This is a genomic window from Nocardia sp. CA-107356, assembly GCF_050946365.1.
Classification (GTDB): Bacteria; Actinomycetota; Actinomycetes; order Mycobacteriales; family Mycobacteriaceae; genus Nocardia.
This window is the reverse complement of the sequence record NZ_CP191992.1, coordinates 6936312-6951197: the sequence shown is the minus strand read 5'-3', so window position 1 is coordinate 6951197 and position 14886 is coordinate 6936312. Positions and strand designations below refer to the sequence as shown.

The following is a 14886-nucleotide window of genomic DNA, read 5'->3' as shown; positions in this document are numbered from 1 at the left end:
CCTGGCCGGACTGCCGATCACCGTGGCCGTAACCCTGGTCGCGACGAGCACCGGTCTGATGGTGCTGGAGCTGGCCCGACCGTGGTCGCCACCACGGTGTTGGGATTGCGGCCCATCGCCCGCTGGGGCAGAGCCGAATCTGATCAAACCCGATTGAGATGGATTGTTCCTGGGTATTACTGCCCGGGCGGTAATGGAACGGCCTGGTCACCGGGGTCCAGCCGGGTGATGGGGTACCCCATTGATGAATGAGCTTGCATAATCGTGCATAATCATCACATGGTTGATTCGTCGGGCAACCCGGTTTTGCGGGTTGCGGTGGCCGGTGCGAGTGGATACGCCGGTGGTGAGGTGCTGCGTCTGTTGCTGGGCCACCCGGCCTACCGCGACGGGCGCCTCGTCATCGGTGCGCTGACCGCGGGGTCGAATGCGGGCAGCACGCTGGGGGAGCTCCAGCCGCATCTGCTACCGCTCGCCGATCGAGTGCTCGCGCCGACCACGGTCGACGAGCTGGTCGGTCACGACATCGTCTTCCTCGGCCTGCCACATGGACAGTCTGCCGCCATCGCACAGCAACTGCCGGAATCCACGGTGATCATCGACTGCGGCGCCGACTTCCGGCTGACCGATGCGTCGGCGTGGGAGAAGTACTACGGCAGCGCCCACGCGGGCAGCTGGCCGTACGGGCTGCCGGAACTGCCCGGCGGACGCGAACAGCTCCGCGGCGCGCGCCGGATCGCCGTTCCCGGTTGCTATCCCACGGTCGCCAGCCTCGCGCTGGCGCCGGCGATCGCGGCCGGAATCATCGAGCCGACGGTGAATGTGGTTGCGGTGAGCGGCACTTCGGGCGCGGGCCGCAAACTCGACGTCGGCCTGCTCGGCTCGGAGGTGATGGGTTCGGTGCGGGCTTACGGCATCGCCGGCGCGCATCGGCACACCCCGGAGATCGCGCAGAACCTGAAGGCCGCCGGTGGCACCGACGTCGCCGTATCGTTCACCCCGGTTTTGGCGCCGATGCCGCGGGGCATTCTCGCGACGTGCACCGCCCCGACCCGAGTCGATGCCGAGCAGGCGCGCGCGGTCTATGAAAAGGCTTACGCCGATGAACCATTCGTGCACCTGCTACCGGAAGGCACACTGCCGCAGACGGGTTCGGTACTCGGCTCCAACGCCGTCGCCCTGCAGGTCGCGGTGGATGCCGATGCGGGGCAGCTCGTGGTGATCGGCGCGATCGACAACCTGACCAAGGGCACCGCGGGCGCCGCGGTGCAATCCATGAATCTGGCCGTCGGATTCGACGAGACCGCAGGACTTTCCACCGTAGGAGTGGCACCGTGACGACGATCGAAACCCTGGCTGGCAAGCTGGTCCGGAATCAGGGCGTGACCGCACCGCTCGGCTTCCGGGCGGCGGGGATCGCCGCGGGCATCAAGGCCAGCGGAAAGCCCGATCTGGCACTGGTATTCAACGAGGGCCCCGAGTACGCGGCCGCGGGCGTGTTCACCCGCAACCAGGTGAAGGCCGCACCGGTGCTGTGGTCGCAGCAGGTGCTCACCGGCGGCCGGTTGCGCGCGGTGATCCTGAATTCCGGTGGGGCCAATGCCTGTACCGGTCCCGGCGGCTTCCAGGACACCCACCAGACCGCCGAGGAATTGGCCAAGGCCTTGAGCAATTGGGGTACCGAAACCGGCGCGGGCGAAATCGCGGTCTGCTCAACCGGTTTGATCGGCGACCGGCTGCCGATGGACAAGGTGATCCCGGCCGTCACCGAAATCGTGCACGAGATGGGCGGTGGCCTGTCCGGCGGTCTCGATGCGGCATACGCGATCATGACCACGGACACCGTGCCCAAGGAAGCAGCCTTCCATCACCGCGACAAATGGAATGTCGGCGGCATGGCCAAGGGTGCTGGCATGCTCGCGCCCGCACTGGCGACCATGCTGGTGGTGCTCACCACCGACGCCACCGCGAGCGTCGAACAGTTGGATCGCGCGCTGCGCAACGCGACTCGGCTCACCTTCGACCGGCTCGACGTCGACGGCTCCTGCTCCACCAACGACACCGTGCTGTTGCTGGCCAACGGTGCCAGCGCGGTCACACCCTCCCAGGAGGAACTGGACGCGGCCGTCCTCGCGGTCTGCGACGATCTGGCCGCACAGCTGATGGCCGATGCGGAGGGCGTGACCAAGCGGGTGCTGATCACCGTCGCCGGTGCGGTCTCCGAGGACGAGGCCCTGATCGCAGCGCGCGCCGTCGCCCGCGACAGCCTGGTCAAGACCGCGCTTTTCGGTTCCGACCCGAACTGGGGCCGGGTGCTCGCCGCCGTCGGCATCGCCCCGATCACCCTGGATCCGAACCGGATCTCGGTGTCGTTCAACGGCAATCCGGTCTGCGTCGACAGCGTGGGCGCGCCGGGCGCGCGCGAGGTCGATCTGTCCGGCGCCGATATCGAGGTGCGGATCGAACTGAATGTCGGTGACGGCACCGCCACTGTGCGGACCACCGACCTCTCACACGGCTACGTCGAAGAGAATTCGGCCTACAGCTCATGACCAGCGAAGCGGTGCAGGAACTTTCGGCGTTGGACAAGGCACACGTCCTCGCCGACGCACTGCCGTGGCTGCAGAAGTTCCGCGACAAGATCGTGGTCGTCAAATACGGCGGCAACGCGATGATCGACGCGGACCTCAAACAGGCCTTCGCCGCCGATATGGCGTTCCTGCGCACTGTCGGCGTGCATCCGGTGGTGGTGCACGGCGGCGGACCGCAGATCAGCGCGATGCTGAAAAAGCTCGGCATGGCAGGCGAATTCCGCGGCGGTTTCCGCGTCACCACGCCCGAGGTGATGGATGTGGTGCGGATGGTGCTGTTCGGTCAGGTCGGCCGGGAGCTGGTCGGGTTGATCAACGCGCACGGCCCGTACGCGGTCGGCATCTCCGGTGAGGACGCGCGGCTGTTCACCGCGACCCGGCGCACCGTCGATGTCGACGGTGAGGCGACCGATATCGGTCTGGTCGGCGACGTCACCGAAGTGAATGCCGACGCGGTACTCGACCTCATCGACGCGGGCCGCATTCCGGTGGTATCGACCATCGCCCCGGACGCCGACGGTGTGGTGCACAACATCAATGCCGACACCGCCGCCGCCGCACTCGCCGAGGGCATCGGCGCGGAGAAGCTGGTGATATTGACCGATGTCGAGGGCCTGTACACGAACTGGCCGGACCGTTCGTCGCTCACCTCGCACATCGACGCGGCCGAATTGGCCGAGTTGCTCCCGCGCCTGGATGCGGGCATGGTGCCCAAGATGGAAGCCTGCCTGCGCGCCGTGCAGGGCGGGGTGCCGACTGCACATGTCATCGACGGTCGGGTCCCGCATTCGGTGCTGTTGGAACTGTTCACCGGAGAAGGAATCGGAACGATGGTGACGCCCGCCCCGCTCCCCATGAGCGCGGTGGACACACTGAACGGAACGAAATGATGAGCGAGCGCAGCGAGCGAACAATGAACACAGCCGACCTGTCGGTCGTGACGGAGCCGAGCGCCAGCGAGGCGGAGTCATGAGCGAGACAGCGGAATTGCAACAGCGGTGGTCCGCCGCGCTGATGAAGAACTATGCGACGCCCAAGGTCGCGCTGGTGCGCGGCGCGGGTGCGGTGGTCTACGACGCGGACGGCAAGCGCTACGTCGACTTCCTCGGCGGCATCGCGGTCAATAGCCTCGGCCATGCCCATCCGGCGATTCTGGAAGCGGTCACCCAGCAGCTCGGCACGCTGGGGCACACCTCGAATATCTATGCCAACGAGCCGGTCATCGAACTGGCCGAGCGGCTGCTCGCGCACTTCGGCGACGGCGAATTCGGCGACGGCCACGGTCGCGCGTTCTTCTGCAACTCCGGCACCGAGGCCATCGAGGCGGCGTTCAAGATGGCGCGGCTGACCGGGCGGTCCAAGATCATCGCGACCGAGGAGGCCTTCCACGGGCGGACCATGGGCGCGCTCGCGCTCACCGGGCAGTCCGCCAAGCGCACGCCGTTCGAGCCGATGCCGCCCGGTGTCGTGCATGTGCCCTACGGCGATGCGGCGGCATTGGAAGCGGTCGTCGACGCGGATACCGCGGCGGTATTCCTCGAACCGATCATGGGCGAGAGCGGCGTTGTCGTGCCGCCCATCGACTACCTGGTGCGGGCGCGCGAGATCACCGCACGTCACGGTGCGCTGCTGGTGCTCGACGAGGTGCAGACCGGGATCGGTCGGTGCGGAAAGTTCTACGCGCACCAGGCATTCGGCATCGTGCCCGATGTGATCACCCTCGCCAAGGGGCTCGGTGGCGGGCTGCCGATCGGTGCGGTGCTGGCCACCGGACCGGCCGCCGACCTGCTGACCCCGGGCCTGCACGGCACCACATTCGGCGGCAATGCCGTATGTGCCGCAGCGGCTTTGGCGGTCTTGCGGACCATCGATGAGACCGATCTGCTCGCGCACGTCGAATCCGTCGGCAAGCGGCTCAGCGATGGCATCGAACTGCTCGAGCATCCGCTCATCGATCATGTGCGGGGCGCCGGACTGCTGCTCGGTATCGTGCTGACCGACGATATTTCGGCCGAGGTCGAGAATCGGGCGCGGGAGGCGGGCTATCTGGTGAATGCGCCCAAGCCCAACATCATTCGGCTCGCGCCACCACTGGTGCTCACCGAGACCCAGTCCGACAACTTCGTCGGCGATCTGCCCGAGATACTCGACGGTGCGATCGCGGACGTCAAGGGGGCCAAATGAGTACAGCATCGCGCAGCGATTACATGAGCGGTGGCGGCCGGGAGACGGGTGGGCGTATCCGCCACTTTCTGCGGGACGACGATGTCACACCCGCCGAGCAGGCCGAAATCCTCACGCTCGCAGCGGAACTGAAGAAGGATCCGTTCGCGCACAAGCCGCTGGCAGGGCCGCGCGGGGTCGGAGTGATCTTCGAGAAGAATTCCACCCGCACGCGGTTTTCCTTCGAAATGGGCATCGCTCAGCTCGGCGGCCACGCGGTGGTGGTCGACGGCCGCGACACCCAGCTCGGCCGCGAGGAGACACTGGGCGATACCGGCAGGGTGCTCTCGCGCTACGTCGATGCGATCGTGTGGCGGACCTTCGAACAGGTGCGCCTGGACGAAATGGCCATCACCGCAACGGTTCCCGTGGTGAACGCGTTGTCCAATGAGTTCCATCCGTGCCAGGTGCTCGCCGATCTGCAGACTCTGGCAGAGCGTAAGGGCAGCCTCGTGGGCCGCAACCTCACCTACTTCGGTGACGGCGCCAACAATATGGCGCATTCGCTGCTGCTCGGCGGCGTGACCGCCGGTTTGAACGTAACCATCGCCGCCCCAGCGGGTTTCGAGCCGCTGCCGTGGATTCTGGAGGCCGCACGCAAGCGCGCCGCCGAGACCGGTGCGACCATCACGCTCACCGGCGATCCGGTCGCGGCGGCGGCGGGCGCGGACGCCCTCGTCACCGACACCTGGACCTCCATGGGGCAGGAAAACGACGGCCTCGACCGTGTCGGCCCCTTCCGTCCCTTCCAGCTCAACGCCGACCTGCTGGCCAAGGCGCAGCCGGATGTCGTTGTGCTGCACTGCCTTCCGGCGCACCGCGGCGAGGAGATCACCGACGACGTTATCGACGGACCGCACAGTGTGGTGTGGGACGAGGCGGAGAATCGACTGCATGCGCAGAAGGCGCTGCTGGTGTGGTTGCTGGCCAAACGAGGTGGGACGCAGTGAGCGACTGTGCGCGAACCTGCGCCGCGATCGCGGCCGGATACACCGACGAGGCGCGCTCATGACCGTCCAACCCGACGCGGGCAAATCCGCCCCGGCCATCGCCCGCACCCGAGCGGGCCGTCAGTCCCGCATCATCGAACTGCTCACGGCGCACGCGGTCCGCAGCCAGACGGAACTGGCCGCCCTGCTCGCTGCCGAAGGCATCGAAACCACCCAGGCGACGTTGTCGCGTGATCTCGATGAGCTCGGCGCGGTGAAATTGCGCGCCGCCGACGGCGGTGCCGGCGTCTACGTGGTGCCCGAGGACGGCAGCCCGGTCCGAGGCGTCACCGGCGGCACCGACCGCCTCTCCAAACTCCTCGGCGACCTCTTGGTGTCCACCGACGCCAGCGGGAACATCGCCGTCTTGCGCACTCCACCGGGCGCCGCCCACTACCTGGCGAGTGCGCTCGACCGCGCAGCCCTACCCTTCATCGTCGGCACCATCGCAGGCGACGACACCATCGCCGTCATCGCCCGCGAACCCTTCACCGGCGCCGAACTGGCCGCCAAGATCGAGGCCCTCGCCTGAGCCGTCGGCGTTCGGCCGCCGTCATGACCAGCCTTGGTGACCCAGATCCAACGTCTGCCTCGCATACGGCATGCCGCATGCGAGGCAGATATTGGATATGCGCCATTGCATGGGGCGAGTTGGGTTAGCCGAAGGGGTATTGGGCGCCGCTGTGGGGGGTGGCGCCTGGGGTGCCGATGTCGAGGATGTCTTGGATGAGATCGACTATGGCGCGGCCGATGTCGAGGACGCCGTTGCCGAGAGTGCTGAATTCTCCTGCTATGAGGTGCAGCATGGGGTCCGTCCTTTGCCCGCTCCGATAGTTACCGGATCAAGCGTGACATAGGTGGAAGGGGGTGCCAAGAGGCGGAATTCGGTGGTGAGCAGTGGTTCCCGGCAGGAGAGGAATGGGGCTTGCCGGATGGGTGGCACAGAGATGAGTCATGTGCTGGCTCGGGCACGCGCAATATGACTAGGCTCGGCGCGGGTCCAGTGGGGCGGGGGTGCTACCGGCAAGGTGGAACTCGGACCCGGGTGTGAATGGGCTTGCATCGTCGTGCATAATCATTTGCATACTGGCGCGGTCCGCCTGACGTGCGTAATCGGCGCGTGCAGGGTGGGGCCGCGTCGGCCGCTCGCGGAGGCGGGCACGGTAGATATACAGACATCGCGGATACGCACGAAACCGAGGAGCACAAAGACATGTCCGAGCGCGTCGTACTCGCCTACTCCGGTGGGCTCGATACCTCCGTTGCGATCAGCTGGATCGGCAAGGAGACCGGCGCCGAGGTCGTGGCGGTCGCCATCGATCTGGGCCAGGGCGGCGAGGACATGAATGTGGTGCGCCAGCGCGCGCTGGACTGCGGCGCCGTCGAGGCGATCGTGGTCGACGCTCGGGACGAGTTCGCCAACGAGTACTGCCTGCCGACCATCCAGGCCAACGCGATGTATATGGGCCAGTACCCGCTGGTGTCGGCGATCAGCCGCCCACTCATCGTCAAGCATCTGGTCGAGGCCGCCAAGTTCCACGGCGCGAGCACTGTCGCGCACGGCTGCACCGGCAAGGGCAACGACCAGGTGCGTTTCGAGGTCGGCATCGGCGCGCTCGCGCCCGATCTGAATGTGATCGCGCCGGTTCGCGACTACGCCTGGACCAGGGAGAAGGCCATCGCCTTCGCCGAGGAGAACAAGCTCCCGATCAATGTCACCAAGAAGTCGCCGTTCTCGATCGACCAGAACGTGTGGGGTCGCGCGGTGGAGACCGGCTTCCTGGAGGACCTCTGGAACGCGCCGACCAAGGACGTCTACGACTACACCTCGGATCCGACGGTCAACTTCGAAGCGCCGGACGAGCTCATCGTCACCTTCGACAAGGGTGTGCCGGTCGCCATCGACGGTCGCCCGGTCAGCGTGCTCGACGCCATTGTCGAACTGAACCACCGTGCCGGCCGCCAGGGTGTCGGACGTCTCGATATGGTCGAGGACCGACTCGTCGGCATCAAGAGCCGCGAGATCTACGAGGCACCCGGCGCCATCGCGCTGATCACCGCGCACCAGGCACTCGAGAACGTCACCATCGAGCGCGAGCTGGGCCGCTACAAGCGGCAGGTCGAGCAGCGCTGGGGCGAGCTGGCCTACGACGGCCTGTGGTTCTCCCCGCTCAAGCGTGCGCTGGACGCGTTCGTCGCCGAAACCCAGGAGCACGTCACCGGCGAGATCCGGATGGTGCTGCACGGCGGTTCCGTCGTCGTCAACGGCCGCCGCTCCGAGCAGTCGCTCTACGACTTCAACCTGGCCACCTACGACGAGGGCGACACCTTCGACCAGTCCCTCGCGAAGGGTTTCGTGCAGATCCACGGCCTGTCCTCCAAGGTCGCTGCGCGGCGCGACCTGAACCAGAAGTAGACGAGCCTCGCCTGCGCGCGGGCTGAGTACGGACGACGTCCGGCAGTGGCCATTAGGCTCGAACGGGTCGGCGCAGAGGTAGCCGACCCGAAGGGAGCGCGATGCGGACCGACGACGACAGCTGGGATATCGAATCGAGCGTGGGCGCCACGGCCCTCGGCGTCGCGGCAATGCGAGCCGCCGAAAGCCTCCGCCCGGATGCACTGTTCCATGACCCGTATGCCGAAGTGCTGGTAACCGCGGTCGGTTCGGAATTCTGGACGCGCATCGTGCGCGGCGACGTCCCGGCTCTCGAAGAGGCCGCGATGGCGGCGATGGGGCCCATCATCTCCGCCCTGATCGCGCGCACCTGCTACTTCGACGACTACTTCCAGGACGCGGCCGCCGACGGCATCCGGCAGATCGTCATCCTGGCCGCGGGCCTCGATGCCAGGGCCTACCGGCTCGAATGGCCGATCGGGACTACGGTTTTCGAGCTGGATCTGCCGAAGGTGGTGGAGTTCAAGGAGATCGCGCTGGCGGATTGCACGCCTGCGGCAGAGCGCCGCGCGATCGCAGTGGATCTGCGCCAGGATTGGCCAGCGGCGTTGCGGGACAACGGGTTCGACCCCGCTGCGCCGACTGCGTGGCTCGCCGAAGGGCTGCTGCGCTACCTCCCGGCGGACGTCCAGGACCGGCTGTTCGACAACATCGTGGCGTCGAGCGCACCGGGCAGCCGCATCGCGATCTACCGCTCATCTGGTTCCGCACCGGATGTGAAGGCGTTGCAGGAGACGCGATCCGCTGGGGTCGACGTCACGGTCGATGTCGGTGAACTGTGGTACTCCGACGAGGGCCGCAGTGATCCGATCGACTGGTTCACCGCACACGGATGGACGGTGTTCCGCGCCGCCCCGGCCGAGGTGCTGCGCAGCCGCGGCCGGGACGTACCCGAAGCGGCCGCCGCCCGCCTGAACACCGACATTCTATTCACCGCCCGACGACCCTGAGGAGACAGCACACGATGACGCAGAGCGGCAGCACCAACGAAGGGGCGCTCTGGGGCGGACGTTTCGCGTCCGGACCGGCCGCGGCGATGGCCGCGCTGAGCAAGTCGACCCATTTCGACTGGGCGCTGGCTCCCTACGACATTCGCGCGTCGAAGGCGCATACGCGCGTGCTGCACAAGGCCGGGCTGCTGTCGGAGACCGACCTCGCCGCCATGCTGGCCGGACTGGATCGGCTTGCGGCGGACGTGGATTCGGGTGCGTTCGCCCCGGCCGAGGCCGATGAGGATGTACACGGTGCACTGGAGCGCGGTCTGATCGATCGGGTCGGCGCCGAACTCGGCGGGCGCCTGCGGGCGGGACGTTCGCGCAATGACCAGGTGGCCACGCTTTTTCGGATGTGGCTGCGCGATGCGGCCCGCCGGATCGCTGCCGGACTCCTCGATATCGTCGACGCGCTGGTCGCCCAGGCCGCCGCGCATCCGGATGCGGTGATGCCGGGCAAGACACATCTGCAGGCCGCGCAGCCGGTGCTGCTCGCGCACCATCTGCTCGCGCACGCACATCCGCTGCTGCGCGATATCGACCGGTTGCGGGACTTCGACAAGCGGGCGGCGGTATCGCCCTACGGTTCCGGCGCACTGGCCGGTTCCTCGCTCGGACTGGATCCGGAAGCCATTGCGGCCGAACTGGATTTCGATGCGTCCGCGGCCAATTCGATCGACGCCACCTCCTCCCGTGATTTCGCGGCCGAGGCGGCGTTCGTGTTCGCCATGATCGGGGTCGATCTCAGCCGGATGGCCGAAGAGGTGATCATCTGGAGCACACCGGAATTCGGCTACCTCACCCTCGCCGACGCCTGGTCCACCGGCTCGTCGATCATGCCGCAGAAGAAGAACCCGGACGTCTCCGAGCTCACCCGCGGCAAGGCCGGTCGCCTCATCGGCAACCTGACCGGACTGCTGGCGACCCTGAAAGCCCAACCGCTGGCCTACAACCGGGACCTCCAGGAGGATAAGGAACCCCTGTTCGACTCGGTCGCCCAACTGGAACTGCTGCTCCCGGCGATCGCGGGCCTGGTCTCGACACTGACCTTCCACACCGACCGCATGGCCGAACTCGCGCCCGCCGGTTTCACCCTCGCTACCGATATCGCCGAATGGCTTGTTCGGCAGGGTGTTCCGTTCCGCGTCGCGCACGAGGCGGCAGGTGCGTGCGTGCGCGCGGCCGAGGCGCGTGGCGTCGGGCTGGACGAGCTGACCGACGAAGAGTTCGCCGCCGTCGACCCCGCGCTGACTTCGCGGGTCCGCGATGTGCTGACGGTGCAGGGTTCGATCGCCTCTCGCAATGCCCGCGGCGGGACCGCAGGGGTGCAGGTCGCAGCGCAACTCGAGGAGATCCGCAACACGGTCGCCGAGCTGCGCACCTTGTTCGCTCAGCCGGTTCGCTGACCCTCTCCGCGACGCACGCTGAGCCGCTGGTGGTTTCACTGTGCGATGTGCAGCGAGCCGCGGCGGCGATCAAGATCAGGCGGAAGCCATAGCGGCATCGGTCCGAGCAGCCGTCAGCTCCACCTGATCTTGATCCAGCTCCGCCGCCCCGGCGGCTGTTTCGCTGGGTCGACGGGCCGAGGATGGCTGGTGCATCGAGTGCGTGGATCAACGACCCAGCAGGTCGGCCACCTGGTTGAGCGGACCCGCCAGCGCCGGGATCGCTCTCGGATCACGCAGTTGGCCAGGGGTATACATCAGCAGCTCCTGCCCGGCCAGGCTCCAGTCGGGGACTGCCCCGGCGAGATGCGCATCCCGCAATGGCTTGCCCACCAGCCACCGGGCATAGTCGGGATCGGCCGCGGTGATCCGGAATCGCGAATCGAAGAACTCATAGCCCGTCGCGGTCGGCTTGTCGCCGAAGAGTGACCGGCCGAGCTTGGAGATGGCACCGCGGCTGCGTACCGAGGCCGCGGGCAGCGGGCGATCCAGCAGCACCACGACCGCGATGAAGCGGTGCGTATGGGGCGTCGTGTGGGTGGAATCCCCGCTGGTCGATGTCGACGTCGTCTCGTACGAATAGTCCGCCACGGTCACCCAGCGCCCACCGATTTGCCCGGTCAGGGTCACGCCGAGGCGTTGGCGGCGGTGTCCGGGCAGGCGTGACATCCACGGGGGCCGCGAGCTCTCCGCGAACGTCCACCCATGCTGAGTCGCCCACTGCCACAGGCCCGCCCGGCGGGCGCGCTCGGCGCGAATCGACAACGGAATCAGCACGGCCAACAGCACGACAACCAGCGCAATCGGCCCGGCGATCAGCGCGATCGCGATCGACGCTCCGTTCATAGCTCCTCCTCGCCCCTACTATCGCCGCGGTGTTGCGACACCGCGCCTGTGCCAGAACCGTCACTGCCGCTCGGTATGCGGCGATCGGAGTCTGCGCGATCGAGCTTGTCATCGAGGCACCCAAAACCTTGCGACCGCATGCCATCGCCACACCGGGCCCCGTTTACGCTGCGCCGATGACCCTGCTGTTGCTCGCGCTTGCCATCACCTCCGAGATCACCGCGACCGTATCCCTCAAGCTCTCTGAAGGTTTCAGCAAACTGGTGCCCTCGATCATCGTGGTCATCGGCTACGGTTCGGCGTTCTTCTTCCTGTCCCAAGCACTGAAGCGCGGGATGCCGATCGGCGTCGCCTACGGCATCTGGTCAGCGGTCGGCGTCGCGGCCATCACGGTGATCGGCGTCCTGTTTCTCGACGAACGACTCTCATTGATCCAGGTCGGCGGCATCGCATTGGTGATCCTCGGCGTCCTGGCGCTGGAACTCGGTGCCGCGCAATGACATCCGCTCGGAAATTTGTCGGTGGGTAGTTGTTGAATGACGATCCATGAAGAGACATTTCGGCGCGGGAACCTTCACCCCGGATCGGCAGGCAGAGCCAGCGACAACGCCCTTCGCGGGCAATGATCCGGTGGCTGCGTTGGCGGCGTACGGGATCGAACTCCCGGCGGCGTCGGTGGTCGAGCGAACGGTGTCCGGGGCGCCGGTATGGGTGGTGTCGATCGAGCCCGAGTATGCGGCGGCCGGGTTGTGGGAACAGGTGCGGGAGGTACATCCGAAGACCGGATTGTGGCCGGTGCTGACCAAGACCGATACCTGGTACCGGACCGGACCCGAGAGCGGCTGGGAGCGCTCGCGTGAGCTGCCGGTTCCGGAGTTCGTCGAGAAGACCGACGGTGCGCAGTGGCTGCTCGAGAAATATCAAGAGCAGTTGGCCGAGGACTACCCGATTCCACGAGGCGGACCGGACTGGGCAGATCTGGACCTCGAGCTCTACGACTACGAAGGTTTCGACTGGACCGACATCTGGAGTATTCGCGGCGATTGCGAGGAGTTCGATCAGCTCGCCCTGGTGCCCGCCGCGAACTCCTGGCTGGTCCCGTACGAACTGGCCTGGTCGGGTGCACTCAACCACGACATGGACGGTGCCGACCACGCCGTGGTGCTCCGGCGCTGGGCGGCGTCGAATCGCCGGTGCGAGCTCGTCGCGCTGGAATCGGACACGCTGTGGCTCGGCGTCGCACACGAGCCGGAGCTGACCGAAGGGGCCGCGCTGGCACAGGCACTCGAGGGGTACCTGTACTGCTCGGACGCGGCCGAACAGGATCGCGATTCACTCGACGAACTGGCCGAGTCCATGCTGCGACAGCTCTGGCGCTTCTGGTGGGACTGATCGGTCTCGTTGCGCCCTCTGCATTTTGCCGAATTCGTCCCATGGGAGGTTGCGGCGAACGTAGCATCGGCCGATGGATTGGACGTTTGCTCAGCTGAGTCGACGTGGGTGACGGTATGGCATCGGATGCGGACAATGTGGTCCTCGAAGCGCAGGCCCTGGTGAAACGCTATGGCGGCGTCGAGGCGTTGCGGGAAGCCAACTTTCAGGTCCGCGCCGGTGAGGTCGTCGCATTGATCGGGGATAATGGCGCGGGCAAGTCCACGCTGGTGAAATGCCTTTCCGGGGCCGAACAACCGGATTCGGGAACGATCCTGCTCGACGGCTCGGAAACCGTGCTCAGTACGCCGACCGCCGCCCGCAAACTCGGCGTCGAAACGGTGTACCAGGATCTCGCCGTCGCACCCGATCTGGATCCGGCCGCGAATCTGTTCCTCGGCCGGGAACTGGTCCGCCGCGGATTGGCGGGCAAACTCGGCATGCTCGATAAGAGCGCGATGCGAACCCAGGCCATCGAACACTTCCGGCGGCTCGGAGTCACCTTGCAGCGCACCGATGTGCCGATCGGCGCGCTGTCGGGCGGCCAGCGCCAGAGTGTGGCCGTGGCGCGCGCGGTGATGTGGGCCAGCAAGGTCGTCTTCATGGACGAGCCGACCGCGGCCCTCGGCGTGGTGCAGCGCGAGCGGGTGCTCGAGGTGATCCGCAAGGTGCGTGACCAGGGCATCGCGGTCGTGCTGATCAGCCACAATATGCCGGAGGTGCTGGCCGTCGCCGACCGGATCGAAGTGCTGCGTCTCGGTAAGCGAGTAGCTCGGTTCGTCGCCGCCGATGCGACGCTGGAGCAGTTGGTCGGCGCGATGACCGGAGCGCTATCACCTGAGGACGCCGCATGACCGAAACAACTGCCGCTGAGGCCAATGGCGGCCCCGACCTGCCGGAACGCACTGTCCTGCAACGGCTGCTCGGTGCGAGCACGCTGTGGATCGGTGTGGTGCTCGTGGTGCTGTGCGTGGTCTTCAGCATCATCCGCCCCGACGCCTTCCCGACCCGCTTCACCCTGCAGACGCTGCTGATCGAAACCTCGGTGCTGCTGGTTCTTTCGGTCGGGATGACCTTCGTGATCATCACCGCCGGCATCGACCTATCGGTCGGTATGGTGCTCATCTTCGCCGGGGTGCTCGGCGCGAAGACGATGGAATGGCTGAGCCCCGACGAGAACGCCACCGCGGCGGGCTGGGGGATCATCGGTCTCGGCTTCCTCATATCCGTTGTCGGTGGCGGCATGTGGGGCCTGCTCAATGGAATCCTGGTGGCCAAGGCCAAGATTCCGCCGCTGATCGTCACCCTCGGTTCCTTCGGTGCCGCACTCGGTGCGGCGCAACTGATCACCGGCGGCGTCGACACCCGGACGGTCCCCGACAAACTCCGCAATTCCCTGGGCTTCGGAACATCGCTCGGTGGGGTGCCGAATCTGGTGCTGGTCGCCGCAGCGGTGACGCTGCTCGCCGCCTGGGTGCTGCACACCACTCGATTCGGCCGCTACACCTACGCGATCGGTTCCAATGAAGAGGCCGCACGGCGCTCGGGCATCGCGGTCACCCGCCACCTCGTGCTGGTCTATTCGATGACCGGATTACTGGCCGGACTGGCCGGATTCATGAATCTGGCCTACTTCGGCACCACGACCATCGGTGGGCACGGCACCGACAATCTGGATGCCATCGCCGGTGTAGTCATCGGCGGTACAAGCCTTTTCGGTGGTCTCGGCACGATTGTCGGCACAGTCATCGGCGTCTTCATTCCGTCGGTGCTGCGCAAGGGTTTCGTCATCGCGGGAGTGCCGGTGTTCTGGCAGCCGATCGCGGTGAGCGCGGTTCTGGTCGGGGCGGTGTGGTTCGACCAACTGCGCCGCCGGGCACGGGACCGCAAGTAGAGGTATGCAGTTACAACACT

15 protein-coding genes are annotated in these 14886 nt (G+C 66.7%); 13 read left to right on the top strand and 2 right to left on the bottom strand.

Annotated features, from left to right (window positions below):
• Window positions 1–279 precede the first annotated feature (279 nt).
• From argC to ACQP1G_RS31130, 6 genes are all read left to right on the top strand, one after another.
• On the top strand, window positions 280–1338 hold the full coding sequence (argC, locus tag ACQP1G_RS31155) for an N-acetyl-gamma-glutamyl-phosphate reductase (RefSeq protein WP_433193175.1): 1059 nt from the start codon (window positions 280–282) through the stop codon (window positions 1336–1338).
• Window positions 1335–2552, top strand: a complete 1218-nt coding sequence (argJ, locus tag ACQP1G_RS31150; RefSeq protein WP_433193174.1) for a bifunctional glutamate N-acetyltransferase/amino-acid acetyltransferase ArgJ — start codon at window positions 1335–1337, stop codon at window positions 2550–2552. The genes argC and argJ overlap by 4 nt, the downstream gene beginning before the upstream one ends.
• Window positions 2549–3481: an acetylglutamate kinase gene (gene argB, locus ACQP1G_RS31145; protein WP_433193173.1), complete on the top strand. Its 933-nt coding sequence runs from the start codon at window positions 2549–2551 to the stop codon at window positions 3479–3481. Before argJ ends, argB begins: the two co-directional genes overlap by 4 nt.
• 79 nt (window positions 3482–3560) lie before the next feature.
• A complete protein-coding gene (locus ACQP1G_RS31140) occupies window positions 3561–4775 on the top strand; it encodes an acetylornithine transaminase (protein ID WP_433193171.1) in 1215 nt (404 codons plus the stop codon).
• Window positions 4772–5764: an ornithine carbamoyltransferase gene (argF, locus tag ACQP1G_RS31135; RefSeq protein ID WP_433193170.1), complete on the top strand. Its 993-nt coding sequence runs from the start codon at window positions 4772–4774 to the stop codon at window positions 5762–5764. Before ACQP1G_RS31140 ends, argF begins: the two co-directional genes overlap by 4 nt.
• A gap of 58 nt (window positions 5765–5822) precedes the next feature.
• The gene (locus ACQP1G_RS31130) at window positions 5823–6335 is read left to right on the top strand and encodes an arginine repressor (protein WP_433193168.1); all 513 of its coding nucleotides are present in this window, start codon (window positions 5823–5825) and stop codon (window positions 6333–6335) included.
• Window positions 6336–6459: 124 nt separating this feature from the next.
• Here the strand turns inward: ACQP1G_RS31130 and ACQP1G_RS31125 are convergent, their stop codons facing one another.
• A complete protein-coding gene (locus ACQP1G_RS31125) occupies window positions 6460–6609 on the bottom strand; it encodes a hypothetical protein (protein WP_433193167.1) in 150 nt (49 codons plus the stop codon).
• A 407-nt stretch (window positions 6610–7016) separates the two neighbouring features.
• Between ACQP1G_RS31125 and ACQP1G_RS31120 the strand changes: the two genes are divergently transcribed.
• From ACQP1G_RS31120 to argH, 3 genes are all read left to right on the top strand, one after another.
• Window positions 7017–8219 (top strand): argininosuccinate synthase, encoded by a 1203-nt coding sequence (locus tag ACQP1G_RS31120; RefSeq protein ID WP_433193165.1) that lies wholly within the window; start codon window positions 7017–7019, stop codon window positions 8217–8219.
• Between the two features lie 101 nt (window positions 8220–8320).
• Window positions 8321–9208 carry an SAM-dependent methyltransferase gene (locus tag ACQP1G_RS31115; protein ID WP_433193164.1) on the top strand — a complete coding sequence of 296 codons (888 nt, stop codon included), beginning with the start codon at window positions 8321–8323 and terminating at the stop codon, window positions 9206–9208.
• Between the two features lie 14 nt (window positions 9209–9222).
• Window positions 9223–10656 carry an argininosuccinate lyase gene (gene argH, locus ACQP1G_RS31110; RefSeq protein ID WP_433193163.1) on the top strand — a complete coding sequence of 478 codons (1434 nt, stop codon included), beginning with the start codon at window positions 9223–9225 and terminating at the stop codon, window positions 10654–10656.
• 207 nt (window positions 10657–10863) lie between these two features.
• Here argH and ACQP1G_RS31105 read toward each other — a convergent pair whose 3' ends face one another.
• Window positions 10864–11541, bottom strand: a complete 678-nt coding sequence (locus ACQP1G_RS31105) for a hypothetical protein (RefSeq protein WP_433193162.1) — start codon at window positions 11539–11541, stop codon at window positions 10864–10866.
• Window positions 11542–11717: 176 nt separating this feature from the next.
• Between ACQP1G_RS31105 and ACQP1G_RS31100 the strand changes: the two genes are divergently transcribed.
• The 4 genes from ACQP1G_RS31100 to ACQP1G_RS31085 all read left to right on the top strand — a co-directional run bounded on the left by ACQP1G_RS31100 (window position 11718) and on the right by ACQP1G_RS31085 (window position 14866).
• A complete protein-coding gene (locus tag ACQP1G_RS31100) occupies window positions 11718–12041 on the top strand; it encodes a DMT family transporter (protein ID WP_433193160.1) in 324 nt (107 codons plus the stop codon).
• Window positions 12042–12087: 46 nt separating this feature from the next.
• Window positions 12088–12933 (top strand): DUF4253 domain-containing protein, encoded by an 846-nt coding sequence (locus tag ACQP1G_RS31095; protein WP_433193159.1) that lies wholly within the window; start codon window positions 12088–12090, stop codon window positions 12931–12933.
• Between the two features lie 116 nt (window positions 12934–13049).
• Window positions 13050–13826 carry an ATP-binding cassette domain-containing protein gene (locus tag ACQP1G_RS31090; protein WP_433193158.1) on the top strand — a complete coding sequence of 259 codons (777 nt, stop codon included), beginning with the start codon at window positions 13050–13052 and terminating at the stop codon, window positions 13824–13826.
• Entirely contained in the window at window positions 13823–14866 is a 1044-nt protein-coding gene (locus tag ACQP1G_RS31085) for an ABC transporter permease (RefSeq protein ID WP_433193156.1), read from the top strand. The genes ACQP1G_RS31090 and ACQP1G_RS31085 overlap by 4 nt, the downstream gene beginning before the upstream one ends.
• Window positions 14867–14886 lie beyond the last annotated feature (20 nt).

Coding starts and splice junctions, on each gene's coding strand:
- argC (WP_433193175.1), top strand. CDS start 280: ATGGTTGATTCGTCGGGCAACCCGGTTTTGCGGGTTGCGGTGGCCGGT.
- argB (WP_433193173.1), top strand. CDS start 2,549: ATGACCAGCGAAGCGGTGCAGGAACTTTCGGCGTTGGACAAGGCACAC.
- ACQP1G_RS31140 (WP_433193171.1), top strand. CDS start 3,561: ATGAGCGAGACAGCGGAATTGCAACAGCGGTGGTCCGCCGCGCTGATG.
- argF (WP_433193170.1), top strand. CDS start 4,772: ATGAGTACAGCATCGCGCAGCGATTACATGAGCGGTGGCGGCCGGGAG.
- ACQP1G_RS31130 (WP_433193168.1), top strand. CDS start 5,823: ATGACCGTCCAACCCGACGCGGGCAAATCCGCCCCGGCCATCGCCCGC.
- ACQP1G_RS31125 (WP_433193167.1), bottom strand. CDS start 6,609: ATGCTGCACCTCATAGCAGGAGAATTCAGCACTCTCGGCAACGGCGTC.
- ACQP1G_RS31120 (WP_433193165.1), top strand. CDS start 7,017: ATGTCCGAGCGCGTCGTACTCGCCTACTCCGGTGGGCTCGATACCTCC.
- ACQP1G_RS31115 (WP_433193164.1), top strand. CDS start 8,321: ATGCGGACCGACGACGACAGCTGGGATATCGAATCGAGCGTGGGCGCC.
- argH (WP_433193163.1), top strand. CDS start 9,223: ATGACGCAGAGCGGCAGCACCAACGAAGGGGCGCTCTGGGGCGGACGT.
- ACQP1G_RS31105 (WP_433193162.1), bottom strand. CDS start 11,541: ATGAACGGAGCGTCGATCGCGATCGCGCTGATCGCCGGGCCGATTGCG.
- ACQP1G_RS31100 (WP_433193160.1), top strand. CDS start 11,718: ATGACCCTGCTGTTGCTCGCGCTTGCCATCACCTCCGAGATCACCGCG.
- ACQP1G_RS31095 (WP_433193159.1), top strand. CDS start 12,088: ATGAAGAGACATTTCGGCGCGGGAACCTTCACCCCGGATCGGCAGGCA.
- ACQP1G_RS31090 (WP_433193158.1), top strand. CDS start 13,050: ATGGCATCGGATGCGGACAATGTGGTCCTCGAAGCGCAGGCCCTGGTG.
- ACQP1G_RS31085 (WP_433193156.1), top strand. CDS start 13,823: ATGACCGAAACAACTGCCGCTGAGGCCAATGGCGGCCCCGACCTGCCG.